At 69.8% G+C, this 25004-nt stretch carries 18 protein-coding genes; 15 read left to right on the plus strand and 3 right to left on the minus strand.

Going from position 1 to position 25004, the window contains the following annotated elements:
* Nucleotides 1–133: 133 nt before the first annotated feature.
* From MKD50_RS02020 to MKD50_RS02030, 3 genes are read left to right on the plus strand one after another with little or no spacing between them, the layout of a single operon-like run.
* A complete protein-coding gene (locus MKD50_RS02020) occupies nucleotides 134–1123 on the plus strand; it encodes a Bug family tripartite tricarboxylate transporter substrate binding protein (protein ID WP_252666226.1) in 990 nt (329 codons plus the stop codon).
* Nucleotides 1124–1150: 27 nt separating this feature from the next.
* Nucleotides 1151–2662: an N-acyl-D-amino-acid deacylase family protein gene (locus MKD50_RS02025; RefSeq protein ID WP_252666227.1), complete on the plus strand. Its 1512-nt coding sequence runs from the start codon at nucleotides 1151–1153 to the stop codon at nucleotides 2660–2662.
* Nucleotides 2659–3996 (plus strand): aspartate aminotransferase family protein, encoded by a 1338-nt coding sequence (locus MKD50_RS02030; protein ID WP_252666228.1) that lies wholly within the window; start codon nucleotides 2659–2661, stop codon nucleotides 3994–3996. Before MKD50_RS02025 ends, MKD50_RS02030 begins: the two co-directional genes overlap by 4 nt.
* 221 nt (nucleotides 3997–4217) lie before the next feature.
* Here the strand turns inward: MKD50_RS02030 and MKD50_RS02035 are convergent, their stop codons facing one another.
* The gene (locus tag MKD50_RS02035; RefSeq protein ID WP_115701858.1) at nucleotides 4218–5309 is read right to left on the minus strand and encodes a methyl-accepting chemotaxis protein; all 1092 of its coding nucleotides are present in this window, start codon (nucleotides 5307–5309) and stop codon (nucleotides 4218–4220) included.
* Nucleotides 5310–5497: 188 nt separating this feature from the next.
* Between MKD50_RS02035 and MKD50_RS02040 the strand changes: the two genes are divergently transcribed.
* The 5 genes from MKD50_RS02040 (at nucleotide 5498) to MKD50_RS02060 (ending at nucleotide 11658) form a co-directional block, all read left to right on the plus strand.
* Nucleotides 5498–5860, plus strand: a complete 363-nt coding sequence (locus tag MKD50_RS02040; protein ID WP_147299789.1) for a hypothetical protein — start codon at nucleotides 5498–5500, stop codon at nucleotides 5858–5860.
* 133 nt (nucleotides 5861–5993) lie between these two features.
* Entirely contained in the window at nucleotides 5994–8108 is a 2115-nt protein-coding gene (locus MKD50_RS02045; protein ID WP_252666229.1) for a TonB-dependent receptor, read from the plus strand.
* 21 nt (nucleotides 8109–8129) lie between these two features.
* Nucleotides 8130–8846 carry an ABC transporter ATP-binding protein gene (locus tag MKD50_RS02050; protein ID WP_252666230.1) on the plus strand — a complete coding sequence of 239 codons (717 nt, stop codon included), beginning with the start codon at nucleotides 8130–8132 and terminating at the stop codon, nucleotides 8844–8846.
* The gene (locus tag MKD50_RS02055; RefSeq protein ID WP_252666231.1) at nucleotides 8843–10261 is read left to right on the plus strand and encodes an ABC transporter permease; all 1419 of its coding nucleotides are present in this window, start codon (nucleotides 8843–8845) and stop codon (nucleotides 10259–10261) included. The genes MKD50_RS02050 and MKD50_RS02055 overlap by 4 nt, the downstream gene beginning before the upstream one ends.
* Nucleotides 10258–11658 carry a DUF3526 domain-containing protein gene (locus MKD50_RS02060; protein ID WP_252666232.1) on the plus strand — a complete coding sequence of 467 codons (1401 nt, stop codon included), beginning with the start codon at nucleotides 10258–10260 and terminating at the stop codon, nucleotides 11656–11658. Before MKD50_RS02055 ends, MKD50_RS02060 begins: the two co-directional genes overlap by 4 nt.
* A gap of 10 nt (nucleotides 11659–11668) precedes the next feature.
* Here the strand turns inward: MKD50_RS02060 and MKD50_RS02065 are convergent, their stop codons facing one another.
* On the minus strand, nucleotides 11669–12289 hold the full coding sequence (locus tag MKD50_RS02065; RefSeq protein ID WP_115701846.1) for a flavodoxin family protein: 621 nt from the start codon (nucleotides 12287–12289) through the stop codon (nucleotides 11669–11671).
* Nucleotides 12290–12599: 310 nt separating this feature from the next.
* Here MKD50_RS02065 and MKD50_RS02070 point away from each other — a divergent pair, with 310 nt between their 5' ends.
* From MKD50_RS02070 to treF, 3 genes are all read left to right on the plus strand, one after another.
* Nucleotides 12600–14789 carry a TonB-dependent receptor family protein gene (locus MKD50_RS02070; protein ID WP_252666233.1) on the plus strand — a complete coding sequence of 730 codons (2190 nt, stop codon included), beginning with the start codon at nucleotides 12600–12602 and terminating at the stop codon, nucleotides 14787–14789.
* A 101-nt stretch (nucleotides 14790–14890) separates the two neighbouring features.
* Entirely contained in the window at nucleotides 14891–16315 is a 1425-nt protein-coding gene (mdtD, locus tag MKD50_RS02075) for a multidrug transporter subunit MdtD (protein WP_252666234.1), read from the plus strand.
* Between the two features lie 128 nt (nucleotides 16316–16443).
* Nucleotides 16444–18237 carry an alpha,alpha-trehalase TreF gene (treF, locus tag MKD50_RS02080; protein ID WP_252666235.1) on the plus strand — a complete coding sequence of 598 codons (1794 nt, stop codon included), beginning with the start codon at nucleotides 16444–16446 and terminating at the stop codon, nucleotides 18235–18237.
* 580 nt (nucleotides 18238–18817) lie between these two features.
* Here the strand turns inward: treF and MKD50_RS02085 are convergent.
* Complete coding sequence (locus tag MKD50_RS02085) at nucleotides 18818–20806, minus strand: ligand-gated channel protein (RefSeq protein ID WP_256503135.1); 1989 nt, start codon at nucleotides 20804–20806, stop codon at nucleotides 18818–18820.
* Nucleotides 20807–21051: 245 nt separating this feature from the next.
* On the opposite strand from MKD50_RS02085, the gene MKD50_RS02090 reads away from it, so the two are divergent.
* From MKD50_RS02090 to MKD50_RS02105, 4 genes are all read left to right on the plus strand, one after another.
* A complete protein-coding gene (locus tag MKD50_RS02090) occupies nucleotides 21052–21771 on the plus strand; it encodes a response regulator transcription factor (RefSeq protein ID WP_252666237.1) in 720 nt (239 codons plus the stop codon).
* A complete protein-coding gene (locus MKD50_RS02095) occupies nucleotides 21768–23177 on the plus strand; it encodes a sensor histidine kinase (protein ID WP_252666238.1) in 1410 nt (469 codons plus the stop codon). Before MKD50_RS02090 ends, MKD50_RS02095 begins: the two co-directional genes overlap by 4 nt.
* 295 nt (nucleotides 23178–23472) lie before the next feature.
* Nucleotides 23473–24021 carry a fimbrial protein gene (locus MKD50_RS02100; protein ID WP_305882064.1) on the plus strand — a complete coding sequence of 183 codons (549 nt, stop codon included), beginning with the start codon at nucleotides 23473–23475 and terminating at the stop codon, nucleotides 24019–24021.
* 135 nt (nucleotides 24022–24156) lie between these two features.
* Nucleotides 24157–24915 (plus strand): fimbria/pilus periplasmic chaperone, encoded by a 759-nt coding sequence (locus MKD50_RS02105; protein ID WP_115701830.1) that lies wholly within the window; start codon nucleotides 24157–24159, stop codon nucleotides 24913–24915.
* Nucleotides 24916–25004 lie beyond the last annotated feature (89 nt).

Here is a 25004-nt window from a genome sequence, read left to right on the forward strand (position 1 = left end):
TGCCGCGAATTTCCATTCTAATTGTTTCGTATGAATCATCTTGGGAAACAAATGTTGCATTGGGTGCGGAAGTGCCCCTATACTGCAAGCGCCTTGACCGGCGCCAACCCCAGGGACTGAACGGGATATCGAGATGCAAGAGCAAAGGCAGCAGCAAAAGCGAAGGTCGCTGGCCACCCTGCTGTGGCTGGGCGCCGCCCTCCTGGCCGGCCCGGCGGCGGCCGATACCTATCCGGCGCGACCGATCCGCCTGGTGGTGCCGTCGGCAGCCGGCGGCAGCCCTGACGTGCTGATGCGCGCGCTGGGCGCCGAGGCCGGCAAGTCGCTGGGCCAGTCCTTCGTGATCGACAACAAGCCCGGCGCCTCCGGCGTGATCGGCATCTCCGAGCTCGAGCGCGCCGCGCCTGATGGCTACACGCTCGGCTACGCCAACAACGTCACGCTGTCGATCAACAAGAGCACCTTCCGCAAGCTGCCGTACCGGCCCGACGCCTTGGTTCCGGTGGTGCTGCTGTTCAAGGTGCCGAACGTGATCGCGGTCCGTCCCGACATGCCGGTGAAGAGCTTTGCCGAACTGGTGGCCCACATCAAGGCCAACCCGGACAAGGTCACTTACGCCTCGCCCGGACAAGGCACGTCCGGCCACCTCACCGGGCAGCTGCTGGCCGACAAGGCGGGCCTTGCCTGGACCCATGTCGGCTACAAGGGCAGTCCGCAGGCCGCAACCGATGTGGTGGGCGGCCAGGTCAACGTGCTGATCGACAACATGCCCACCATCCTGCCGCTGATCAAGGCCGGCAAACTCAAGCCGCTTGCCGTGACCAGCCTGGTCCGCTCGCCGTTGCTGCCGGCGCTGCCGACCATCGCGGAATCCGGCGTGCCTGGTTTCGAGGGCGTGGCGTGGGGCGGCCTGGTGGCGCCGCAGGGCACCGCCGCCGACGTGGTGGCCAGGCTCAACGGCGCCTTCAACCGCGCGCTGGCGGAGCCGGCCATGCGCGAGAAATTCGCCGCGCTGGGCGCCGAGCCGGTCGGCGGCACGCCGCAGGCGCTGGCCGGCTATGCCGCGCGCGAAACCGACAAATGGGCGGCCGTGGTCAGGCAGGCCGGCATCGCGCCGCAGTAAGGCCCGTCGACGAGACAAGGACTGACAATGGCATCGCAATCCCCGGCGCCCCGACGCGCCGACCTGCTCTTTCGCAACGCCACGGTGGTGGATGGCACGGGCGCGGCGCGCCGCAGCGCCGATGTCGCGGTCAGCGGTGACCGCATCGTTGCCGTAGGCGACTGCGCCGGCATCGCCGCGGACCACACCGTCGACTGCAGCGGCCGCGTGCTGGCGCCGGGCTTCATCGACGCGCATACGCACGACGACGGCTACCTGCTGGTACACCGGGACATGACGCCCAAGGTGTCGCAGGGCATCACCACGGTGGTGACCGGCAACTGCGGCATCAGCGTGGCGCCGCTCGTCAGCGGCGCGCCGCCGCAGCCGCTGGACCTGCTGGGCCCGCCCGCGCTGTTCCGCTTCGGTACCTTCGCGCAGTGGCTCGACGCGCTGCGCGCGGCGCCGGCCAACGTCAACGTGGTGCCGCTGCTGGGGCACTCCACGCTGCGCGTGCGTGCCATGCCGGAGCTGGACCGCCCCGCCAATGACGCGGAGATTGCCGCGATGCGCGCCGAGGTCAGGCTGGCGATGGAGGCGGGCGCCTTCGGGGTGTCCACCGGCACCTTCTATCCGCCGGCTGCCGCCGCCACTGAAGCGGAAATCATCGCCGTGTGCGAGCCGGTCCGCACCCATCGCGGTCTCTATTCCACCCATCTGCGCGACGAGACCGACGCCATCGTGCCGTCGATCGAGGAGGCGCTGCGCATCGGCCGCGCGCTGGACTGCCCGGTGGTGTTCTCGCACCACAAGGTGGCGGGCAAGCGCAACCATGGCCGCTCGGCCGAAACGCTGGGGCTGCTGGCCGAGGCCGCGCGCGTGCAGCCGTTGTGCCTGGACTGCCATCCCTATCCTGCCACCTCGACCATGCTGCGGCTGGACCGCGTGCGCCAGTCCACGCGCACGCTGATCACGTGGTCCACCGGCTACCCCCCGGCGGGCGGCCGCGATTTCCATGAGCTGATGCAGGAACTGGGGCTGGACGAGGAGGCGCTGCTCGCCAGGCTGCGTCCCGCGGCGGCGATCTACTTCATCATGGACGAACGCGACGTCGCGCGCATCGCGCAGTTCCCGCTGACCATGTTCGGCTCCGACGGCCTGCCGTTCGACCCACGCCCGCATCCGCGCCAGTGGGGCACGTTCCCGCGCATCCTCGCGCGCATGGTGCGCGAAGAGCAGCTGCTGACGCTCGAGGCCGCGATCCACAAGATGTCCGGGCTGGCCGCGCAGCAATACGGCCTGCAAGACCGCGGCCGCATCGCGCCGGGCTGGTTTGCCGACCTGGTGCTGTTCGATGCGCAGCGCGTGCAGGACCGCGCCACCTTTGAAGACCCGCTGCAGCTCAGCACCGGCATTGACGGCGTCTGGGTCAACGGCGCGCAGGTCTGGCAACAAGCCGCGCAGGCCGGCGACGCCGCGGGCAGCGCGCGGCCGGCATTTTCCGGCCGCGTGCTGCGCCGCCTTGCCACCGAACACACTGTCACCACCACACCATCATGACTCACGTATTCCACCGCAACCCACGCCAGCAACTGCCCGTTGCCGTGGCCGGGCAGGGCATCGAACTGATCGACAGCACCGGCCGGCGCTACCTGGACGCCTCCGGCGGCGCCGCCGTGTCCTGCCTCGGGCATGGCCATCCGCGCGTGATCGAGGCGATCAAGGCGCAGCTCGACACCATCGCCTATGCGCATACTTCGTTCTTCACCACCGAGGTGTCGGAGACGCTGGCCCAGACCCTGGCGCAGGCCGCGCCGGGCGATCTCGACCATGTCTATTTCGTCTCAGGCGGCTCGGAGGCGGTGGAATCGGCGCTGAAGCTGGCGCGCCAGTACTTTGTCGAGGTGGGACAGCCCGCGCGCCGCCACTTTATCGCGCGCCGCCAGAGCTATCACGGCAATACGCTCGGCGCGCTCGCCATCGGCGGCAACGCCTGGCGGCGCGAGCCGTTCCTGCCGCTGCTGGTGCCGGCACAGCATGTGTCGCCTTGTTATGCGTACCGCGACCGGCAGGCGGGCGAGAGCGATGCGCAATACGCGCAACGCCTCGCGGATGAACTGGAAGCCAGGATCCTGGACCTCGGTGCTGAAACGGTCGCGGCCTTCGTCGCCGAAACCGTGGTGGGCGCCACCGCCGGCGCGGTGCCGCCGGTGGGTGACTACCTGAAGCGCATCCGCGCCGTGTGCGACAAGTACGGCGTGCTGCTGATCCTCGATGAAGTGATGTCAGGCATGGGCCGCACCGGCTACCTGTTCGCCTGCGAAGAGGACGGCGTGGTGCCTGACATCGTCACCATCGCCAAGGGCCTGGGCGCCGGCTACCAGCCCATCGGCGCGATGCTGTCGACGGGCCGGATCTATGACGCCATCGTCGGCGGCAGCGGCTTCTTCCAGCACGGCCACACTTATATCGGCCACGCCACCGCCTGCGCCGCGGCCCTGGCGGTGCAGCGGACCATCGTCGAGGACGAACTGCTGGCCAACGTGCTGGCCCGCGGCGAGCAACTTCGCCAGCGGCTGCGCGAGGCCCTTGGCGACCACCCCAACCTGGGCGATGTGCGCGGTCGCGGCCTGTTCGTCGGCGTGGAATTCGTCGCCGACCGCGACAGCAAGGCCACGCTCGATCCCGCGCTGAAGACGCACGCGCGGCTGAAGTCCGCGGCAATGCAGAACGGGCTGCTGGTTTATCCGATGGGCGGCACCGTCGACGGTGTGCATGGCGACCACGTGCTGTTCGCACCGCCGTTCATTTGCACGCCGCGGGATATCGACAATATCGTTGACCGCTTTGCCGTGGCGGTGCAGTCGGTGCTTCCGGTGAGCGTTACGGTGTGATCTGCTGGAAGGCACCGCTTGCTGGTGGTTGGCTCCCCTCTCCCGCTTGCGGGAGAGGGGCCGGGGGAGAGGGCAGGCGGTGGCATACCGCAGGCCTGACTTCGTCGAGACTCCCACCCTCACCCCGACCCTCTCCCGCAAGCGGGAGAGGGAGTACACAAGCGGGCGTTTGAATCGACCGAGGCAAATAGCGCGCAGCGGGCCAGCGCTAGCCCGCACCCCTACAGCCTGAACTCCCCCACCACCTGCTGCAACTCCGTCGCGCGCCCCGCCAGCGCCTGCGATGCGCTGGCCGCCTGCTCCACCAGCGCCGCGTTCTGCTGCGTGACGGTGTCCATCTGCGTCACGGCTTCGTTGACCTCGGCGATGCCGGCGCTTTGCTGTTCCGATGCCGCGGTGATCTCGCCCAGCAGGCCGGTGACGCTGGCCACCGCCTGGACGATTTCCTGCATGGTCGCGCCGGCCTGGCCGACCAGGGCCGAGCCGCTGTCGACCTGCTGCACCGAATCGTCGATCAGTTGCTTGATCTCGCGCGCCGCGGCGGCGCTGCGCTGTGCCAGCGTGCGCACCTCGCCCGCGACCACGGCGAAGCCGCGGCCCTGTTCCCCCGCGCGGGCCGCTTCGACCGCGGCGTTCAGTGCCAGGATATTGGTCTGGAAGGCGATGCCTTCGATCACCTCGATGATTTCGGTGACCTTGCGCGAGCTGGCGCTGATCGCCGACATGGTCTGCACCACGTTGCCCACCACTTCGCCACCGCGCGCGGCGATGCCCGAGGCGCTGGCCGCCATGCCGTTGGCGGCGCGGGCGCGTTCGGTGTTCTGCTGCACCATCGCGGTCAGCTCGCCCATGCTCGACGCCGTTTGCTGCAGCGCCGCGGCCTGTTCTTCGGTGCGCTGCGACAGGTCGGTATTGCCTGCGGCGATCTGGTGCGAGGCGTCGGTAATGGAGTCGGTGGCGGTGCGGATGCGCGTCACCAGGTCGGTCAGCATGTCTTCCATCTCGCCCAGACCGCCGAGCAGCCGGCCGAACTCGCCACCGCGTTCGGTATCGAACTCCTGGCTGAGGTCGCCCGCGGCCACGGTTTCGGCAATGTGGACGGCTTCGGACAACGGCGCCTCGATGCCGCGCGCCAGTCCCCAGACCGCGCCCACGGCCACGCATAGCGCTGCCGCAGCCAGCGCGATCAGCACGCGCCGCGCATCGGCGCCGTCCTGCAAGCGCGGCAAGGCCACCGCGATCGCGATCGCCAGCAGCGACCACATGGCGCCAAACGCCGCGCCCAGGCGTATGCGAATGCCAAGATTCTGCATCTCTGTCTCCTGTCTCCGTCCCAATGCGACCCCATTGCTTAACGGCGGGGAAGGGCGAGAGCTTTAGCCTTCTGGCGAGCGGTGCCGCTTACATTTGCAATTGAGTTGCGTTATGATGGCGCCCGTCGAAACCGCCAGCGCCACCTTCAATGCGACTGCATGCGAACCTCGTGCGTCTCGCCTGGGCCGTGCTCCTGCTCGTTCTCGTGCAGGCGTGGGCGGCGGCGACGCACGTGCATGCCGTGCCGGAAGCGTCGACGCCGGCGGCGCACCCGGCCGTGGCCATGGCTGCGGACCAGTTCGACGGAGCCGGGGCCGTCGAATCCGGGCGCGCCCCTGCCGAAGACCAGACCGAGTGCGATTGCCTGTGGTGTTCGCCCCGGCTGCATCTGTTCCTGTGCATCGCGTTCGCGGCCCAGCTGCTGGGCGTGATCCGGCGCTTGCTGTCGCGGAGCCGGCCGGTCGCTGTCACCGCGCCGCCATGGCGCACCCGCTTCCTTTCACCCCCCACCTTGCGCGCGCCCCCGGCGCAGCCCTGCGCCGCCGGCTGAACGCCGCGGCGCCGCCTTCCGCTTACGTCCGGTTCCCCGCCCGCCAGCTCAGGCGGGTGGCTTGCTCACGTCTGGAGTGGTACGGCCCGCCCGCTGCCCGCAGCGGCTTGCGTGCGCGCCGTCGCAAGGGTTCATGAACAACAACAACCAACACACGGGTACCGCGCGCGCCTTCGCTTGCGCGCTGTTGCCGCTGGCATCGGGTCTTCTCAGCCAGCCCGCCGCGGCCGAAGCCGGTCACGGCATGCTGCCGCAAGTCAGCGTGGTGGCGACGCAGGATGACCGGCCGCACGACCGGCGCAACGTCGTCACCACCGACAGCGCGGGCCTGCCGGCAGCGGTATCGGTGGTCACGGCCGAGGAACTGGCCACCATCAATATCGGCCGGGACATCTCCAACATGTTCCGCCGCGTGCCCGGCGTGGTGGCCAACAATATCGACCAGGGCGATACCGGCAATGGCTTCCGCATGCGCGGCTTTGCCACCCAGGGCACGCACGGTGCCGACACCGCGGTCTATGTCGACGGGGTGCCGCAGAACATGCCGTCCAGCCAGGCGGGGGCGGGGCACGGTCCGGCCTTCCTGGAATGGCTGACGCCGGACATGATCGGCCAGATCGATGTCATCAAGGGGCCGGTGTCGGCGCTGTACGGCGACCAGAACCGGGCCGGCGCGGTGCCGATCCAGACCCAGTCCGGCGAGGTGCCGTCCAGCTTCGGCATCGGGCTGGACCGCTACGACGGCAAGCGCGCCACCCTGGTGCTGTCGGGCCGCCATGCGCTGCGGCCTGAGGCGCAACCGATCGAGTCGCTGTTCGTCGCGGACCTGTACCGCACCCACAGCTACCGCTACGACGGCAGCACCGAGCGCGACAATCTGTTCTGGAAGCTGTCGACCCGCATCGGCGAAGGTCTCTACAGCCTGCGCCTGAATCACTATCGCGCTGAATCGACGGCGGCCGGCTACCTGCTGCTGAGCGACCTGCAGTCGGGCAAGGTGGACCCGCGCTCGACCCAGTACGGCCTGCCTGGCTTCGGCAGCGGCAAGCGCTCGATGTTCGCGCTGAACCGCGCGCCCGCGCACGGCGAAGCAGGCTGGTACGCGACGCTGTACGGCGAAGCCTTCGAGCGCGAGCGCGGTATCGCCACCAGCAGCGTGCAGCATACCGTCGGCTCCGACGACCGCAGCATCTTCGGTGGCCGGCTGGCCGGCAACGTTGCCTTCGGCGAGCGCGCCGCGCTCATGGCCGGCCTGGAGGTGCGCCGCGACCACGGCGACGCGCAGCGCCAGATCTGGCTGCGGGGCGTGCCTACCGCCAACTATGTCAACGCCCAGCGGCTGAGCCTGCTGACCTACGGGCTGTTCGTGCAGGCGCAGTTCAAGCCGGTCGATGCGGTCAAGCTCAGTGCCGGCCTGCGGCGCGACTGGTTCGACTACGACATCGTCAACCGCAAGCTGCCGGCAGCCAGCACGGATTATTTCAAGGGAGTCACCACGCCGAAGCTCGGCGCGGCCTGGACCGTGCTGCCCGGGCTCGACCTGTTCGCCAACGTCGCCCAGGGCTTCCGCTCGCCCGCCGCCGAGCAGATCAGCAGCAACGGCGCGCCCGGGCCGCTGGGCGCGCCCGGCGGGACGGTCTATGACGTATCGCCGTCGAAGGTGAAGTCCTACGACGTGGGCTTCACCGCAACCCCGGCGCGCAACCTGACGGTCACCGCGGCGGCCTATTACACCCTCAACGAGGACGAGATCGTCGGGCAGGCGGACGGCTCGTTCCGATCGGTGGGCGACACCACCCGCAAGGGCTACGAAGTCGAGGCGCGCTGGCGGCCGGTGCGCCCGGTTTCGCTCTATGCCAGCTACGGCCACATCATCCAGGCCGAAGCCAACAACCCGCTGCCCAACACCGGCGCCAGGCTGTCGGTGCCGCGCCACCAGCTCAAGCTCGGGGCGGAATACCGGCAGCGGCTGCAGGGCGTGCAGCTGACCGTCAATGCCGACGCCTACCTGACCACCGGCATCCCGTACTACATGGGGACGCCGCAGACCCAGCTGCGCTTCATGCCGGCCTACACGCGCTTCGACCTGCGCGGGGTGCTGGACTGGAAGCAATACCAGCTGTCGTTGTTCGCGGTGCTGCAGCCGCACCGGTTCTCGACCGAGGCCGCCTATGGCTCGGCAGCCGGGCTGCTGGTCTCGCCTCAGCCGAAATGGCAGTTCGGCATGGCGGCGCGCTACTTCTTCTGACCTGCCCGACGGAGACCCCACATGCTTGAAATCCATGACCTGGTCGTCCTGCGCGACGGCCGTCGCGTGATCGACGGCCTGCAGCTTTGCGTGCCCGCGGGCTGTGTCTATGCCTTGCTGGGCGGCAATGGCGCGGGCAAGACCACCACCATCGACGCCATCCTGGGCTTTGTCCCGCCCGCCGCCGGCATGGTGCGCGTGGACGGGCTGTCGCCGGCGGACGATGCGGTGGCGGTCAGGCGGTGCGTGGCCTATCTGCCCGAGAATGTCGCGCTGTATCCCTACCTGTCCGGCGTGGAGAACCTGGACTATTTCTGCGCGATGGCGGGGATTGCGCTGTCGCGCACCGAGGCCGCCGCGCTGCTGGACCGCGCCGGGCTGGCGCGCGAGGCGCAGGGCCGGCGCGTGCGCGGCTACTCGAAGGGCATGCGGCAGAAGGTCGGGCTGGCGATTGCACAGGGCAGGTCGGCGTCGCTGTTGCTGCTCGACGAACCGACATCGGGGCTGGACCCGGCCGCCGCGGACGACATGGCGCGCCGCGTGCGCGCTGCCGCCGATGCCGGCATGGCAGTGCTGATGGCCACCCATGACCTGTTCAACGCCAGGCAGCTGGCCGACCGCATCGGCATCCTGCGTGCCGGCGTGCTGGTGGCCGAGTTCGACGCCTCCACGCTCGACCACCAGACGCTGACCGCCGCCTACCTGGCGCACGCGCGCGCAGCGGGGGCGGCATCATGATCGGGGCCGTGCTGCGCAAGGAACTCAAGGCGATGTTCAGGGAGGGGCGGGTCGCAGCGCTGCTGGGCATCGGTGCCGTGGTGCTGGCCATCGCCGTGCTGGTGTCGCTGCAGCGGCACGCCACGGTCGCCGGCGAAGTGGCGCAGGCGGCCGCGGCCACGCGCCAGCAGTGGGACGAGCAGGGCGACAAGCATCCGCACCGGGGGGCGCACTTCGGCCTGTATGCGTTCCGGCCGGCCTCGGCGCTGACGGCGATCGAGCCGGGGCTGCGCGATTACTTCGGCCAGGCGCTGTGGCTGGAGCCGCACCGGCGCAATCTCGCGCGCTTCGAGCCGGCGCAGGACGCGCTGCCCTCCGCGCGCTTTGGCGACCTGAGCGCCGGCTTCGTGTTCGCGGCGCTATTGCCGCTGCTGGTGCTTGCGGTCAGCTTTGATGCCGTCAGCGGCGAGCGCCAGCGCGGCACGCTGCGGATGCTGCACGGCGTCGGCATGGCCCCGGCCTGCCTGCTGGCGGGCAAGTTCCTCGCGCTGGTCGCGGGCTTCGCCGTTTTCTCGGTCGCGCTGGCGCTGGCACCGGTGGCGGCCAGCCATGCGCAAGGCGCGCTCGATGCCGCGGTGTGGTGGCGCGCCGCCGGCCTGGGCGCCGGCTGCCTGCTCTACACCGCCATCCTGGCGGGCCTGGGGCTGGCGGTGTCGGCGTGGATGGCCGACGGCAGGAGCGCGTTGCTGGCGCTGGCCGGGCTGTGGCTGGCCTTTGTCTTCGTGATCCCCGGCGTCGGCGCGGCGCTGGCCCGGCATGCCGTGCCGCTGCCATCGGCGCAAGCCTTCTGGGCCGCGATCCAGCACGACTACCTGGAAGGGCTGCCGGGCGACGGCAACCTGGCCGCCCGCACCGCGCGCCATGACGCGGCGCTGCTGGCGCGCTACGGCGTGACCCGACTGGCCGACCTGCCGGTGGGTGCGGCGCCGCTGCGCAGGCTACAGCGCGACGCCTACGCCGACCGCGTCCACGCCCTGCATTTCGATGCGCTGTGGCAGCGCTACGCGGCGCAGGAGAACGTGATGCGCGCGGCCGCGCTGCTGAGCCCCACGCTGGCGATGCGCAACTTCGCCATGAAGATTGCCGGCACCGACCTGGCGCACCAGCGCCACTACGAGACCGCCGCCGAGCGCTACCGGCAGACCGTCAATACGGCGATCGATACCTGGGATGCCGGCCATACGCGCGGCCTGACCTCGTTCGACGACAAATATGCGGGCGCATCGCTGTGGCGCGCGATCCCGCCTTTTGCCTACACCATGCCGCCGGCGGGCTTCGCGCTGCGCGCGGCGTGGCCCGAGATCGCCTGCCTGCTGTGGTGGTGTGCGGTGGCGCTGGCCGGGCTGTACGGTTGCCTGCGGAGAATGCGGCCATGAACCAGATCGGACAGACCGGGCGCCTGCTGGCGGCCCAATGGCGGGCGTTGTGGGGCGCGCGTGGCGCCCGCTGGGGGCTGCTGCTGACCGCTGCCGCGCTGTGCGCCTGCGCAGTGGTGTCGGGGCTGGGCGCGCGCGCCTGGCATGGCAAGTTCCAGCAGCTGGAAGCCGGCACGCAGGCAGCGCTGCGCCAGGCTGGCGCGCAGGCGTCGCCGGCCGCGGGGGACCAGGCCGCCATGGCGGCGTTCCGCTTCGCCCGGGCGCACGCGCCTGCGGCACTGTTGCCCGCAGCCGGCGGCCGCGCGCTGGCCAGCGGCATGCTCGAACTGCTGCCGCCCGCCATCCGCGTCACCGTGGAAAGCCGCCATACCGACGCCCGCAACGAGGAGAAGCTGGGCAATCCGCTGTTGCAGCGCTACGGCATGGCGGACCTGGCGACGGCGCTCGCGTTGCTGGTGCCGCTGCTGCTGGTGTGCCTGTGCGCGGGCATGGTCCAGGGCGAGCGCGAGCAGGGCACGTGGCGGATGTCGCTGGCGCAGGGCGCGGCCGGCTGGCGCCTGCTGCTTGCCGCGATGGCGGTGCGGACCGGCGCGGTGTGGACGCTGGCGGTGCTGGCTTCGCTGCTGGCGTTCATGCTGGACCCGGCGGCGACCCTGCGCGCTTTCGGCGCGTGGGTGTTCTGCCTGACCGCGTTCGTCTTGTTCTGGAGTGCGGCGAGTGCGTGGCTGAACCTGCTGCCGGGTTCCGCTGCCACGGCGGTGCTGGCCGGCCTGGGCCTGTGGGCCGTGCTCACGTTCGGCGCACCGGCGATGATCGCGGCGGCGACCGACCGCATGGCGCCGATGCCGTCGCGGCTGGCCGCGATCGTGCAGATGCGCGCCGCCCAGCAGGTCGCCGAAGCCGCTGCAGCGGACCTGGTGCGGGCGTGGTACCGCGCCAATCCGCAATGGGCGCCGGCAGAGCCGCGCCAGCACAGCTGGCCGGTTTCATTTATGCCGCGCTATCTCGACCAGGCCGCGCGGATCGAGCCGATCGCTGCCGCCTTCGAGCGCGTGCGCGCGCAGCGCTTCGAGCACGCGGAACGCTGGGCGTGGCTGTCGCCGCCGCTGTCGCTGCTGCTCGCGGCCGACCGGCTGGCGGGGCACGACGCCCCGCGCTACGCCCGCTACATGGCGCAGGTGAACCGCTTCGAAGCCGAGTGGCGCGCCTTCTTCGTACCGCGCATCATGAGCTATCGCGGGGTGTTGCCGCACGACTACGCCAACGCGCCGCGCTTCGCCTGGACGGAGCAACCCTCATGGCGTGCCGTATGGCGCGCCGGGCTGCGGCAACTGGCACTTGCCGCTGCGCTGGTGGGCTTGCTGTGGCGGTGCCGGGGCCGGCTGGACCGGCCCTGACGCGCGGCGCTCAGGCCGCTTCCTTCAGCGCCGCCAGCGCCTGCCGCCCCGCGACCAGCTGCTGCGCCACTTCGGCGACGCGCGCGCCCAGGTGTTCGGCGGTGCGCAGGTCGGCCGGCGGCGGCGCCACCTCGGCGCTTACGTCCGCATCCGACTGCGCCGCCGCGCCCAGGAAGAAGCCGTGGCGGTTCAGCGAGTCCTCGGTCGACTTGGAATTGTTGTGGCCCGGGGGCAGGCCCAGGTTGACCCAGTGCATGCCGTGCTGCGCCGCGAAGATGGCGATCTGCTGCAGCGTCGCCAGCTTGTCGCCGGAGCGCGAGGCCGCGTTGGTAAAGCCGGCGGCCACCTTGTTGGCCCACTTGCCGCCCTTGGCGAACACATTGCGCGAGGTCGCGTCCATAAAGCCCTTGAACTGGGCCGAGGCGCTGCCCATGTAGGTCGGCGCGCCGAAGATGATGGCATCGACCTGTTCCAGGGTATCCCAGTGCTGGTCGATGTCCTCGACCGGGATCAGCAGGCTTTCGGTGCCCGCAACGCTGCCGGCGCCGCGCGCGACGGCCTGGGCCTGGCGGGCGGTGTGGCCGTAGCCGCTGTGGTAGACGATGGCAACGCGGGTGGAGGCGGTGGTCATGATTGGCGATCCTTTGATTTCGAAAATCTGAATATCGTTATGCTGCGTCGCCTGGTGGAAGTTTGCGGGCTGCAGCGGCTGGTGAGGAAAGTGTAGGGTGGCGAAGCAGTACAAGCAGGAGTGCTTCCGCAATAAGTTATTGAAATTTTTTGAGGTTTAGGTCGGAAGGTGCCCCGGCGCCGGTCCACGGGTTTTCCCCGCGCCTCTGCGCGTAGCCATTGCGTCGCGGCCGGGATAAAGTTGCGCTGTATTCACCCGTGCCCCGGCGCTGCCCGATCCCGCGCCGCACCCGCAACCGCTTCCGACTCCCATGCACCCAGGCGGCAGGCAGGTCCCGGCGATGCGGCAGCAGCGCCGCTCCCCTCATCGTTTCCCGGCGCGTTCTACGCTGGCGTGCGTGGTGCTGATGCTGGCCAGCGCCGCCACGCGGGCGGCGGACGCGCCCGGCAGCGCCGTTGCCGCGGCCACCGGCGAGACCCTGCCCGACGTAGTGGTCAGCGCCACCCGCAGCGAGCAACGCCGCTTCGACGCGCCCGCCGCGATCGACAGCGTGCCGGTCGACCCGCTGCGCAGCGCCACGCCGCTGGTGAACCTGTCGGAGGTGCTGGCCGGCGTGCCGGGCGTGGCGGTGCGCGACCGGCAGAATTATTCGCAGGACCTGCAGCTGGCGGTGCGCGGCTTCGGCACGCGCTCGACCTTCGGCGTGCGCGGCGTGCGGCTGTATGTCGACGGCATTCCCGCCACCATGCCGGACGGGCAGGGGCAGGCATCGACGGCCGACCTCGCCAATGCCAGCCGGGTCGAGGTGCTGCGCGGCCCGTTCGCGCAGCTGTATGGCAACGCCTCGGGCGGGGTGGTGCAGGTGTTCACGCCCGATCCACCCAGGGATGGCTTTACCGGGCGCGTTTCGACCGGCTTCGGCGCCGACGGGCAGTGGCAGGCCGGCGTGGCGCTGGCCGGCGGCAATGAGCGGCTCGGCGGCTCGCTCGATGCGTGGACCTACCAGACCGACGGCTATCGCGAGCACAGCGCCGCGCGCCGCTACCAGCTCAATGCCAGGGTGGTGGCGCAGCCGGCCAGCGGCACGCGCGTGACCGGCCAGTTCAATTACTTCAACCAGCCGCTGGCGCAGGACCCGCTCGGCCTGACCCGCGCGCAGGCCGATGCCGATCCGCGCCAGGCGGTGGCCGCGGCCAGCCAGTTCGATACCGGAAAGACCGTCGAGCAGGCGCAGGCCGGGGTGGTGGTGGACCACCAGGTCAGCGGCACCGACAGCCTGTCGGCACGGCTGTACGGCGGCACGCGTAACCTGTACCAGCGGCTGGGCTTCAGCGGCGTCGCGCCGACCTCGTCCGGCGGCATCGTCGACCTGGACCGCACCTTCGGCGGCGCCGCGCTGTCCTGGAGCCGGCGCACCACCACGGCCGCGGGTCTGCCGTTGCTGTGGAGCGCCGGGCTCGAAGCCAACGGCATGCGCGACGGCCGCAACGGCTACGTCAACCAGAACGGCGCGCAAGGTGCGCTGCGCCGCGACGAGACCAATACCGCGACCGACCTTGGCGCCTTCGCGCAGTTCGACTGGAGCTTTCATCCGGCCTGGCAACTCGTGGGCGGGGCGCGCGCCAGCCGCGTGCGGCTGGGCATCGACGACCATTTCATCACCGCGGCCAGCCCCGACGACAGCGGCCATGCCAGCTACAGCAATGTCAGCCCGGTGCTGGGCGTGGTCTGGCATGCGCTGGATTCCCTCAACGTCTACGCCAACCTCGGCCGCGGCTTCGAGACCCCGACGCTGACCGAGGTCGCCTACGGCCCCGGCGGTGTCGGCAGCAACCTGGGTTTGCAGGCCTCGACCAGCCGCCAGGGCGAGATCGGCATCAAGTGGCAAGGGTCGGGGCAGCGGCTGGAAGCGGCGCTGTTCGATGCCGACAGCCATGACGAGGTGGTGCCGCAATCGAACAACGCCGGTCGCACCGTCTACCAGAATGTCAGCGGCGTGCGCCGGCGCGGGCTGGAGCTGGGCTGGCGCGGCGGCTTTCTGGGTCAGGTCGGCACGCCGGGCCAGGACGGCGGCAGCCGGGTCGAGGCGGGGCTGGCGTATACCTGGCTCGATGCATACTTCGGCGATGGCTTCGTCAATGCGCAGGGGCAGGCGGTGGCGGCCGGCAACCGCCTGCCCGGCACCGCGCGCCACAGCCTCGCCGCCGACCTGTCGTGGCGGCCGCTCGCGCCGCTGACACTGGGGGCCGAGTTGCGTGTCGACAGCCGCGTCTATGCCGACGACCTCAACACCCAGGCGGCGCCAGGCTATGCCGTGATCAACCTGCGCGCGGGCTACGCCTTGCGCATCGGCCCGACGCGCCTCTACCTGTTCGGCCGCATCGACAACCTGGCCGACCGGCGCTACATCGGCTCGGTGATCGTCAACGAGGCCAACGGCCGCTACTTCGAGCCGGCACCGGGCCGGCGCTTCTTCATCGGGCTGCGCGCCGCGCTGTAAGCCTGGCGTCGATTGCCTCGGCCGTCGTTGCCCTTTAAGGTGTTGGCTTTGGCCGGCGCGCACCGGGTCTCCGCGGCGCCGGCCGGACCCGGAGCCGCACCATGACCTCGCCCGCGCCCGACGACCGTACCCGCCGCATCATGCTGTGGGTAGTGGCGGTCGGCTTCTTCATGCAGACGCTGGACTCGACCATCGTCAACACCGCGCTGCCGTCGATGGCGCATAGCCTGGGCGAGAGCCCGCTGCGCATGCAGTCGGTGGTGATCGCCTACTCGCTGACGATGGCGGTGATCATCCCGGCCTCGGGCTGGCTGGCCGACCGCTTCGGCACCCGCACCATCTTCCAGACCGCGATCGCGCTGTTCGTGGCCGGCTCGCTGCTGTGCGCCTACGCGCCGACGCTGAACTTCCTGATCGGCGCGCGCGTGGTGCAGGGCGTGGGCGGCGCGATGCTGCTGCCGGTAGGGCGGCTCTCGGTGCTGCGCACCTTTCCGCGCGAGCAGTACCTGCAGGCGCTGAGCTTCGTCGCCATCCCCGGCATGATCGGCCCGCTGATCGGGCCCACGCTGGGCGGCTGGCTGACCCAGGCGCTGTCGTGGCACTGGATCTTCCTGATCAACGTGCCGGTCGGCGTGCTGGGAGCGCTGGCCACCGTGCGCTACATGCCCAATGCGCGGCTGGCCGGCGTCGGCCGCTTCGACATCGCGGGCTACCTGCTGCTGGCCACCGCCATGCTGGCGCTGTCGTTCTCGCTCGACGGCCTGGCCGGGCTGGGCTTCCAGCACGCCACCGTGCTGATGCTGCTGATCGCCAGCATGGCCGCGCTGACCGCCTACGGGCTGCATGCCAACCGCCGCAAGCAGCCGCTGTTCCCGTTGCGGCTGTTCCGCATCCACAGCTTCAGCGTCGGGTTGCTGGGCAACCTGTTCGCGCGCATCGGCAACGGCTCGATGCCGTTCCTGATCCCGCTGACGCTGCAGGTCAGCCTGGGCTATGCGCCGCTCGACGCCGGCCTGATGATGCTGCCGGTCACCGCGGCCGGCATGGCCTCCAAGCGGCTGGCCACGCGCCTGATCCAGCGCCATGGCTACCGGCGCGTGCTGGTGTCGAACACCTTCGTGGTGGGCGTGGTGATGGCCGCCTTTGCGCTGATCACGCCGCAGCTGCCGCTGTGGCTGCTGGTGCCGCTGCTGGCGTTGTTCGGCATGGTCAATTCGATCCAGTTCACGGCGATGAACACGGTCACTCTGAAAGACCTCAGCGGCGCCGGCGCCAGCAGCGGCAACAGCATGCTGTCGATGGTGCAGATGCTGTCGATGAGCCTGGCCGTGACCGCGGCGGGGGCGTTGCTGGCGACCTTCCAGCACCGCTTTGGCGGGGATCCCGCGGCGGTGCTGCCGGCCTTCCATGCGACTTTTGTCTGCATGGGGCTGATCACCTGCGCGTCGGCCTGGATCTTCATGCAGCTGGGCGTGCGCGAGCCGGCGCCGGCGATCCCGGTGCAGCACGGCGAGAAGGAGGTGTAGCGCGCGCCTGGGCTTGCCCCGGCGTGGCACATGCGCCGCTTTGCGGCTCGGCGGCGAACTTACCGTGCGCGCCGCGGCTCCTATTTCTATCCCATCGGAGCCGGCGCGGCCGGTACAAGGAGGCGTCCATGCGGCCAACCGGCAAGCCCGATTCCGAACCCGCGGTGCCGCCATCGCCCGGTGCCGCCACAGGCGGCAGCACGGTGCCGCGCAGCGCCCCGGCCACGCCCGACGGGGCCGGCGCCGTGGCCGGGCCGGCCGCGGCGCCCGGCAAGATCCATGCGGCGGCGCAGCCGGCCTGGATCACGCACCGCGACTGCCCGCCGCCGCACACGCTGCCGGGCTGCGCCTGCGCAGACATGCTGTCGCCCGCGGCACGCTATTGCGAGCTGTTCGTCGACGTCCAGCACAGCGGCCTGTTCGCCGACAGCAAGACCTTCCCGGACTGCATTCCCAACTGCGACCCGGACCTGATCGTGGCGCGCTATCGCGAAACCCGCGACGCGCCCGGCTTCTCGCTGGCGGATTTCGTGCAGGCGTACTTCACCCGCGCCACCGTGCCGGACAGCCATTACGTATCCGATCCGGCCAGCACCCTGCGCGAGCATATCGACGGGCTGTGGCCGGTGCTGACGCGCGCACCCGTGGCGCATCCGCCGCTGTCGTCGCTGTTGCCGCTGCCGCACCGCTACGTGGTGCCGGGCGGGCGCTTCGGTGAACTCTATTACTGGGATTCCTACTTCACCATGGAAGGGCTGGCCCGCAGCGGGCACGGCGACCTGATGGTGGAGATGACGCGAAATTTCGCCTACCTGATCGACACCTACGGGCTGGTGCCGAACGGCACCCGCAACTACTACCTGAGCCGCTCGCAGCCGCCGGTGTTCGCGCTGATGGTGGACCTGCTCGAGCGTGAGCAACTGGCCAGCGCGCTCGACTTCCTGCCGCAGCTGCGCCGCGAGTATGCCTTCTGGATGGACGGCGCCGACGGCCTGTGCGCCGGCCATGCGCACCGCCGCGTGGTCTGCCTGCCCGACGGCGCGCTGCTCAACCGCTACTGGGACGACCGCCCATGGCCGCGCGAGGAGGCCTTCCTGGAAGACATGGAGACCGCGCTGCGCAGCGGCCGCCCGCACCATATGGTGTTCCGCGACCTGCGCGCCGCGGCGGAGTCGGGCTGGGACTTCAGTTCGCGCTGGCTCGATGCGCCTGACCCGCGCGGCGGCCAGCCCGCTGACCTGGCTACCATCCGCACCACGGCAATGCTGCCGGTCGATCTCAATGCGCTGCTGTGGCACCTGGAAAAGCGGCTCGCCGCGCTGTGCGAGCAGGCCGGCGAGGCCGCGGCGCAGGCCTACCGCGCCGCGGCGCAACGGCGCGAGGCGGCCATCCTGCAATACCTGTGGGACGGCGCCGCGGGCGTTTTCGTCGACTACGACTGGTGCCGCGGCGCGCCGCGCCGGTACCTGACCGCGGCCACCGTGATGCCGCTCTATCTCGGCCTGGCCACTCCGGCGCAGGCGCAAGCGGTGGCGCAGGCGGTGCAGCAGCGGCTGCTGGTCGACGGCGGCCTGGCCACCACGGAGTGCAGCTCGGGCCAGCAATGGGACCATCCCAACGGCTGGGCGCCGCTGCAGTGGCTGGCGGTACGCGGCCTGGAGCGCTATGGCCACGAGGCCCTCGCGCGCGAGATTGCGCGGCGCTGGCTGGCGACGGTGGCCAGCCTTTACACCCACGAATGCAAGCTGGTGGAAAAATACCGCATCCGGCATATCGAAGGGGCCGCCCAGGGCGGCGGCGGCGGCGAGTATCCGCTGCAGGACGGGTTTGGCTGGACCAATGCCGTTGCCGGGGCGCTGATGGCACGCTACGGCGAGGTGCCGGCAACGTGCCGCGCGGATGGCGTGGGGGCTTCGGGGTGAGCGTACCGTCGCGCGGTGGTAATTGGTCGCTGTTGGTGACATGCTGTCGGCTTTTGAACCGCCTGGTTCCGCCCTGCTGGGCGGGTCACTTTTTGGCCGAGCGCCAAAAAGTAACCAAAAAGCGCGTCGCCTAAGCGGCTGGCAATCAATTCCACGGCGGGGGTGGTTCGGGCGGTGGTGGTTTCCGTTTGGGCGTGGTTGCCCGTTCGACCCTGCTACGCTATGTGAGTCAGGGGCGGTGCCTACGATCACTGACTATTGAACGATCCCAACAGGGTGTAGGCAGCCTGCTGCGGGCGCTATTGGTGGGACGCCTTCGGCTGCGCTGCGCGCGCTCCCAATCTTAGGTCTACTGCTCTGGCACGGAGTGCGTCGCTGCCCTCGCACGGCGCCGACGCGGGCGAGACCAAAGGATGTCTCCCTCCCGCTTGTTTGCTCCCCTCTCCCGCTTGCGGGAGAGGGGCGGGGGAGAGGGCGGGAGCCTCAACGAAGTCGAGACTTCAACCCCCTCGGAGGCCGAGACATGTCAGCGCCAAGCGAGCGGCGACGCGTACCGTGCCACAACCCCTAAACCCATCCTTCAAAACTTCACCGCCACGCTCATCCAGTAGCGCCGCCCATCCTCGACATAGCCGTAGTCGGTGTAGTTCACCCGCTTGTCGAACAGGTTGTAGATGCCGGCGAACACCGACACGTTCTTGGTGACCGCGTAGGTCGCGCCGAGGTCGACGAAGGTGTAAGACGGCGCCACCACGGTGCTGGAAGACGGGCCGGTGATCGGCTGGCTTTCCTTGCCGCGGTAGTTGACGCGGGCCCACGCGTTGATCTTTTCCGACGGGCGCCAGTTCAGCGTGGCGACCAGCAGGTGCATCGGCAACTGGTTAAGTGGCTGTCCCTGGTATTGGCCGCTCTTCTGTTCCGAGCGGGTGTAGGTGTAGCTGCCGGTCAGCGACCACGCCTGCGCGATGGGCCAGCGCAGGCTGGCTTCCACGCCGCGCGAGTAGGCGCGATCCACGTTCATGTACGTGGTCGGGGCGGCGCCGAACTGGTTGGGTCCGTCGGTGCATTGCGTGAGCGGGCAGGCAACGCGCGTGATCTTGTCCTTGAAGTCATTGTTGAACAGCGTCACGCCGCCCTGCAGGCCGTTGCCCTTGTCGTAGAGCAGGCCCAGTTCCTGCGAGACCATGGTCTCGGGCTTCAGGTCCGGGTTGCCGTACATGTTGCCGCCGCGACTGGTCTGGCCCCAACCGGCGACGGTCTGGCGCAGGTCCGGCGCGCGGAAGCCGGTGGACACGCCGCCCTTCACGGTCCAGCGCTCGGCCGCGTGCCAGACGCCGTACAGGCGCGGGCTGTAGTGCTGGCCGAAATTCTGGTCATGGTCCATGCGCACGCCGCCGGTCAGTGCAAAGCTCTGCGCCAGGCGCCATTCGTCCTCGGCAAACAGGGCCCACTGGTAGCGCTCGACCCGGTTCGGGCCGCCCGCGATCTGGTTGCCGGTCTGGTCGTTCAGGCGCTGGTTCAGGTATTCGGCGCCGACCGACAGCATGTGCTTGCCCAGCGGCATGGCCCAGCTGGTGCGCGCATCCAGGTTCTTGATTTTCATCCGGCGGCTGCGGTTGTCGAACTCCTCTTGCTGGACATAGCTGTCGGAGACGCCGAAGCCCCAGCGGCCGGTATGCGACAACGCGTACTTCTCGCTGCGGTAGTCGGTCTCCGACGAGGTGGGGCAGCCGGTGCGCGGGCACGGCGTGCCGGGCGGCAGCGGCGGCACGGTCTTGCCCACGGTCTCGCTGCGCTGCTGGCGCATGCCGGTGGCCTCGAACACGATGTCGTGCTGGCGCGTGGGTGTGAGCGCCAGCTTGGCGGTCAGGCTCTCGGCGCGGCGGCCGCGCAAGCCGTAATCGATGTCGTCTTCGACGCGGTGCGTGCTCTGGCCGTACAGCTGCAGCCCCAGCAGGTCGCTCTTGAGCGGGCCGGCCAGGTAGAAGTTGCCCTGGTACTGGTTGCCCGAGTCGCTGTGCTGCTGCAGCGTGGCATCGCCGCGCAGCTCGCCGGTCCATTGCTTCGGCACCTTGCGCGTGATGATGTTGACCACGCCGCCCATGGCATCGGAGCCATACAGCGACGACATCGGGCCGCGCACCACCTCGATCCGCTCGATCGCGGCCAGCGGCGGGGTCCAGCTGCTCTCGACGCCGGACGAGTCGGAGTTGGTACGGGTCTCGCGCGAGCTCTGGCGCTTGCCGTCGATCAGCACCTGGGTGTACTTGGCGCCCATGCCGCGCAGGCTGATATCGGTGCGGTCGCCGCCGCCGCTGACGATCACGCCCGGCACTTCCACCAGCGCGTCGTTGAGGTCGCGGTAAGCCTTGTTTTCCAGGTCCGAGCGCGTGACCACGCTGATCGACGCGGGGGCATCGCGGATATCCTGCGCGCTGCCCGCCGCGGTCACCACCACGGTAGCCAGGGTGGCTTCCGTCTTGGCTTCCGGGGCCTGGGCCCAGGCCCCGGTCATGCCCGAAGCCGCGCAGACCGCGGCCAGCCCTTTCGTCCATTGACCCCGCGGCATGCCTCCCGTTGCTGCCGTCCCAACCACTGCCCGTGCTGCCGCCTTCAATGCCCAACCGCTTCCGGCGGCCTGCCTGTCCTTCATTATTTTCCTCGCTGTATGCAAATAACAATCATTCTCATATTAGAATCGGGGATGCAAATTGCTAACCAGTCACTTTGGAAAGCTTTTGTTTTCTTGACGTTTCTTGACGGAACCGGAGGCTGGCGGCCCGCTCCCTGCCCGCCAGGGCCCCGGCAAGCTGCATGCTGATGTGCTCTCACACGCCGCCCGCGCGCGTGCTGCTGATCGACGACGACCTGGAACTGGCGCAGATGCTGCGCGAATACCTGGAGCCTGATCACTGCACCGTCACGCTGGCGCACACCCGCGCGCAGGGCGAGACCCTGCTCGCCCGCAACGACTACGACGTCGCGCTGCTCGACCTGATGCTGCCCGACGGCAACGGCCTGGACCTGCTGCGGCGGCACCGCGCGCGCTCACAGCGCCCGGTGATCATGTTTACCGCGCATGGCGACGAGACCGACCGCGTGCTCGGGCTGGAACTCGGTGCCGACGACTACCTGAGCAAGCCCTTCAGCCCGCGCGAACTGCGCGCGCGCATGCACGCGGTGCTGCGCCGGTTCCAGTGCGCCACGCCGGCCACCGGCACCAGCCCGTGGCTTGAGGCCGGCGCCCTGCGCCTGAGCCTGGCGTCAGGCGAAGCCATGCACGGGCCGGCGCTGGCCACGCTGACCGGCGCCGAGCAGCGCGTGCTGGAAATCCTGATGCGCTCGGCCGGCCGGGTAGTGACGCGTGAAGAAATCGGGCGCTTCGCGCTGGGACGCGCTCCCCAGCGCTACGACCGCAGCCTCGACACCCACGTCAGCGCGCTGCGCCGCAAGCTGGCGCTCGATGGCACCTCGTCGCCGCTGCGGATCCGCAACCTGCGCGGCCAGGGCTACCTGCTGGTGCAGGCGCCGTGAACGGCTGGCGGCGCGTGCGCGCGCTGTTGCCGCTGCCGCTGTTCTGGCGCAACTTCCTGGCGTTCTGGCTGGGCATGGCCGCGATCGTCGGCATCGGCATGGCGCTGACGGCGGCGGTGGCCTGGTACCGCTTCGAGGCGCTCGACGGCCTGAGCCCCGCCGCGCTCACCGCCGACGCGGTCGAGGTGGCGCGGACCCAGGGGCGTCCCGGACTGCGGCGCTGGCTGCGGGCGATGGATTCGCATGACTCGGCGCTGGACGTCTATATCGTCGACGACGCGCTGCGGGACATGCTGGGCCGGCAACTGCCGGCGCGGCTGCGCAACCATCTGGCCGACCGCATCGTGCCGATGTGGCGCGCGGGCATGATCGGCCATGCGGTCGCGCATGTGCCGCGGCCCGGCGCGCGCGTGTCGTGGTGGGACCCGCAACCGATCGCGCTGCCGGACGGCAGCGAGCTCCTGCTGCTGTTCCTGCCGTTCGACTCGTCGCGCTGGGATGTGCTGCACCTGTCGCCGGTGGCGCTGGCGCTCGGCATGTTCGCGCTGGCGGTGTCGGCGCCGCTGTGCTGGGCCCTGACGCGGCATGTGACCGGCCCGGTGCGGCGCCTGCGCGAAGCCACGCAGGCCCTCGCCGAAGGCGAGTTGGCCACGCGCACGCCACCGGTGCTGGCCCGCCGCGCCGACGAGCTCGGCCAGCTGGCACGCGATTTCGATGCCATGGCCAACCAACTGCAGCGCCTGGTGGACTGGCGCGAGCAGCTGCTGCGCAATATTGCGCATGAGCTGCGCTCGCCGCTGGGGCGGCTGCGCCTGTCGCTGGAGCTGGCGCGCCGCCGCGATGCCACGCTCGCGCTGCAGTTCGATCGCATCGAGCGCGAGACCGAGCGGCTCGATGCCCTGGTCGAACGCACGCTGCAGCTGGCGCGGCTGCATGCGATGGCGCCGGTGCGCAGCCCCGTCGACCTCGCCGATCTGGTCGACGTGATCGTCGCCGATGCCCGCTTCGAGGCCGCGGCCCGGGGTGTGGCGATCCACTGGACCGCGCCGGACGAGCTGGTCTTCGATGCCGATGCCGCTGCGCTGGGCAGCGCGATCGAGAATATCCTGCGCAATGCCATCCGGTACACCGATCCGGCCGCGCCGGTGAGCGTGACGCTGCAGGCTGACGCGGAAGCGATCCGGCTCGACATCGTCGATGGTGGTCCCGGCGTGCCGGCCGAAGCGCTGGCAAGCCTGTTCGAACCGTTCTATCGCGTGCGCAGCGGCCCGGGCCATCCGGCCGGCGCAGGGCTCGGGCTCAGTATCGCGCAGGCGGGTATCGCCGCGCATGGCGGCACGGTATCCGCGCGCAATGCGCAGCCGCGCGGACTGGCGGTATCGGTGCACCTGCCGCGCCTGGCCTGACGCGCGCGGCGCCGGCCCTGCAACAGGGCGGCCTGCAGGGAGCTGGCTGGCCGCCACGCCAGCCGCTGGTGGTGCCGACGCATCATGGGGTGACCCTGCCCATGTCAAAGGGAAAATTCCGAACAAGATCTAAGGCTTGCCTGATTGGTGGCATTAAGCCCCATCCCTATATTCCACTTGTCCCCGGGGCGGCCGGCCACTGCACAAGCTGATCGGCAGTGGCACGCGGCACGGGGCAGGGCGGGATCCGCCGGATCCGCAAGCCATTGACCTACCAACCTCTGAATCACCCATCATGACCAATAACAAGCTTCTCGCCGCTCTGATCGTTGCCGGTACCGCCATGGGCGCGCAGTCTGCCCATGCCGTCGATGGCACCATTACTTTCAATGGCAACATCACCGCCCAGACCTGCAAGATCAACGGCAACGGCACCCCCTTCAGCGACTTTACTGTGCGGCTGCCGACGGTCTCCGCCTCGACCCTGAAGCAGCTCGGCGACGTTGCCGGCCAGACGCCGTTCAACATCGCGCTGACCGATTGCACTCCGGATACCGGCAACGTCCATACGTTCTTCGAGGCCGGCCCGACTACCGATGCCACCACCGGCAACCTGATCGTGGATGCGGGCGGCGCCACGAACGTGCAGATCCGGCTGCTGAATGGCGGCACCGCCAACACTCCGATCAAGGCCGGCTACACCAATCTGTCGCAAAACTCGAACGCGGTGGCGCTCGTCAACGGCGCGGCCACGCTGTGGTACTACGCGCAGTACTACGCCACTGGGCAGGCCACGGCCGGTGCCGCCAACTCCAGCGTGATGTACTCGATCTCCTACGAGTAAACCCAGCGCCGCAGGTGCGGAGCGTGATACCGGCGCGCTCCGCGCCTTCACCAACTGACGTCGCGCCGGTAAACCATTTTGGCGGCCGATCCGGCTGCCGGTTCACCCGAGCCGGCGCCCGCTGCCAGCAAGAACATGACGATCAAGTCCCTGATTTCCGCCGGCGTTGTTGCGCTGGGGCTCCTGAGTGCAGTGCAAGCGCAGGCCTCCGTGGTCATCGCCGGCACCCGGGTCATCTATCGCGCGCAGGAGAGCGAGACCACCATCAAGCTGACCAACGAAGGCAAGACACCCGCATTGACGCAGGCGTGGATCGACAAAGGCGATCCCAAGGCCGCGCCCGCCGCCATCGACGTGCCGTTCACCGTGACGCCGCCGGTGTCGCGCATCGACCCCGGCAAGGGCCAGACGCTGCGCATCCTCTACACCGGCGAGCCGCTGGCGCAGGACCGCGAATCCGTGTTCTGGCTCAACGTGCTGGAGATCCCCCCCAAGCCTGGCGCGGACCAGGCCGATGCCAACAAGCTGCAACTGGCGTTCCGTTCACGCATCAAGCTGTTCTTTCGTCCTGCCGGCCTGAAGGGAACGGCCGAGGAAGCCCCGGCCATGATCCGCTGGCGCGTGGTCCAGGCCGGCGGCAAGCCTGCCCTGGAAGGCCGCAACCCGAGCGCGTATCACGTTTCCTTCTCCCGGATCGAACTGGTCGGCGGCGGCAGGACCGCCCGCTTTGAAGAAGGCGGCATGATCGGGCCGGGCGAAACCAAGAGCTTTCCGCTGACCGGCGAGGTGGCGCAAGGCCCGGACGCCACGGTCCGCTTCAACACCATCAATGACTACGGCGGCTCCGCCCGCGGCGAAGCCGCGCTCGACAGCCGCACCGCCCCGGCCCTTTAGCGCTGAACTTCGCACTGAATTTCGCGCTGACCTAGCGCCGGGCGCCGCCCGGCGAACCTCCAGGCTGAATGCCTTCGATTGACGATGCC

The organism is Cupriavidus mimosae, from assembly GCF_023952485.1.
In the GTDB taxonomy this organism is placed as follows: domain Bacteria; phylum Pseudomonadota; class Gammaproteobacteria; order Burkholderiales; family Burkholderiaceae; genus Cupriavidus; species Cupriavidus taiwanensis_C.

What these genes read in the sequence shown, in the direction of transcription:
- MKD50_RS02020 (WP_252666226.1), top strand. Translation starts at nt 134, where the DNA reads ATGCAAGAGCAAAGGCAGCAGCAAAAGCGAAGGTCGCTGGCCACCCTG.
- MKD50_RS02025 (WP_252666227.1), top strand. Translation starts at nt 1,151, where the DNA reads ATGGCATCGCAATCCCCGGCGCCCCGACGCGCCGACCTGCTCTTTCGC.
- MKD50_RS02030 (WP_252666228.1), top strand. Translation starts at nt 2,659, where the DNA reads ATGACTCACGTATTCCACCGCAACCCACGCCAGCAACTGCCCGTTGCC.
- MKD50_RS02035 (WP_115701858.1), bottom strand. Translation starts at nt 5,309, where the DNA reads ATGCAGAATCTTGGCATTCGCATACGCCTGGGCGCGGCGTTTGGCGCC.
- MKD50_RS02045 (WP_252666229.1), top strand. Translation starts at nt 5,994, where the DNA reads ATGAACAACAACAACCAACACACGGGTACCGCGCGCGCCTTCGCTTGC.
- MKD50_RS02050 (WP_252666230.1), top strand. Translation starts at nt 8,130, where the DNA reads ATGCTTGAAATCCATGACCTGGTCGTCCTGCGCGACGGCCGTCGCGTG.
- MKD50_RS02055 (WP_252666231.1), top strand. Translation starts at nt 8,843, where the DNA reads ATGATCGGGGCCGTGCTGCGCAAGGAACTCAAGGCGATGTTCAGGGAG.
- MKD50_RS02060 (WP_252666232.1), top strand. Translation starts at nt 10,258, where the DNA reads ATGAACCAGATCGGACAGACCGGGCGCCTGCTGGCGGCCCAATGGCGG.
- MKD50_RS02065 (WP_115701846.1), bottom strand. Translation starts at nt 12,289, where the DNA reads ATGACCACCGCCTCCACCCGCGTTGCCATCGTCTACCACAGCGGCTAC.
- MKD50_RS02070 (WP_252666233.1), top strand. Translation starts at nt 12,600, where the DNA reads ATGCACCCAGGCGGCAGGCAGGTCCCGGCGATGCGGCAGCAGCGCCGC.
- mdtD (WP_252666234.1), top strand. Translation starts at nt 14,891, where the DNA reads ATGACCTCGCCCGCGCCCGACGACCGTACCCGCCGCATCATGCTGTGG.
- treF (WP_252666235.1), top strand. Translation starts at nt 16,444, where the DNA reads ATGCGGCCAACCGGCAAGCCCGATTCCGAACCCGCGGTGCCGCCATCG.
- MKD50_RS02085 (WP_256503135.1), bottom strand. Translation starts at nt 20,806, where the DNA reads ATGCCGCGGGGTCAATGGACGAAAGGGCTGGCCGCGGTCTGCGCGGCT.
- MKD50_RS02090 (WP_252666237.1), top strand. Translation starts at nt 21,052, where the DNA reads ATGCTGATGTGCTCTCACACGCCGCCCGCGCGCGTGCTGCTGATCGAC.
- MKD50_RS02100 (WP_305882064.1), top strand. Translation starts at nt 23,473, where the DNA reads ATGACCAATAACAAGCTTCTCGCCGCTCTGATCGTTGCCGGTACCGCC.
- MKD50_RS02105 (WP_115701830.1), top strand. Translation starts at nt 24,157, where the DNA reads ATGACGATCAAGTCCCTGATTTCCGCCGGCGTTGTTGCGCTGGGGCTC.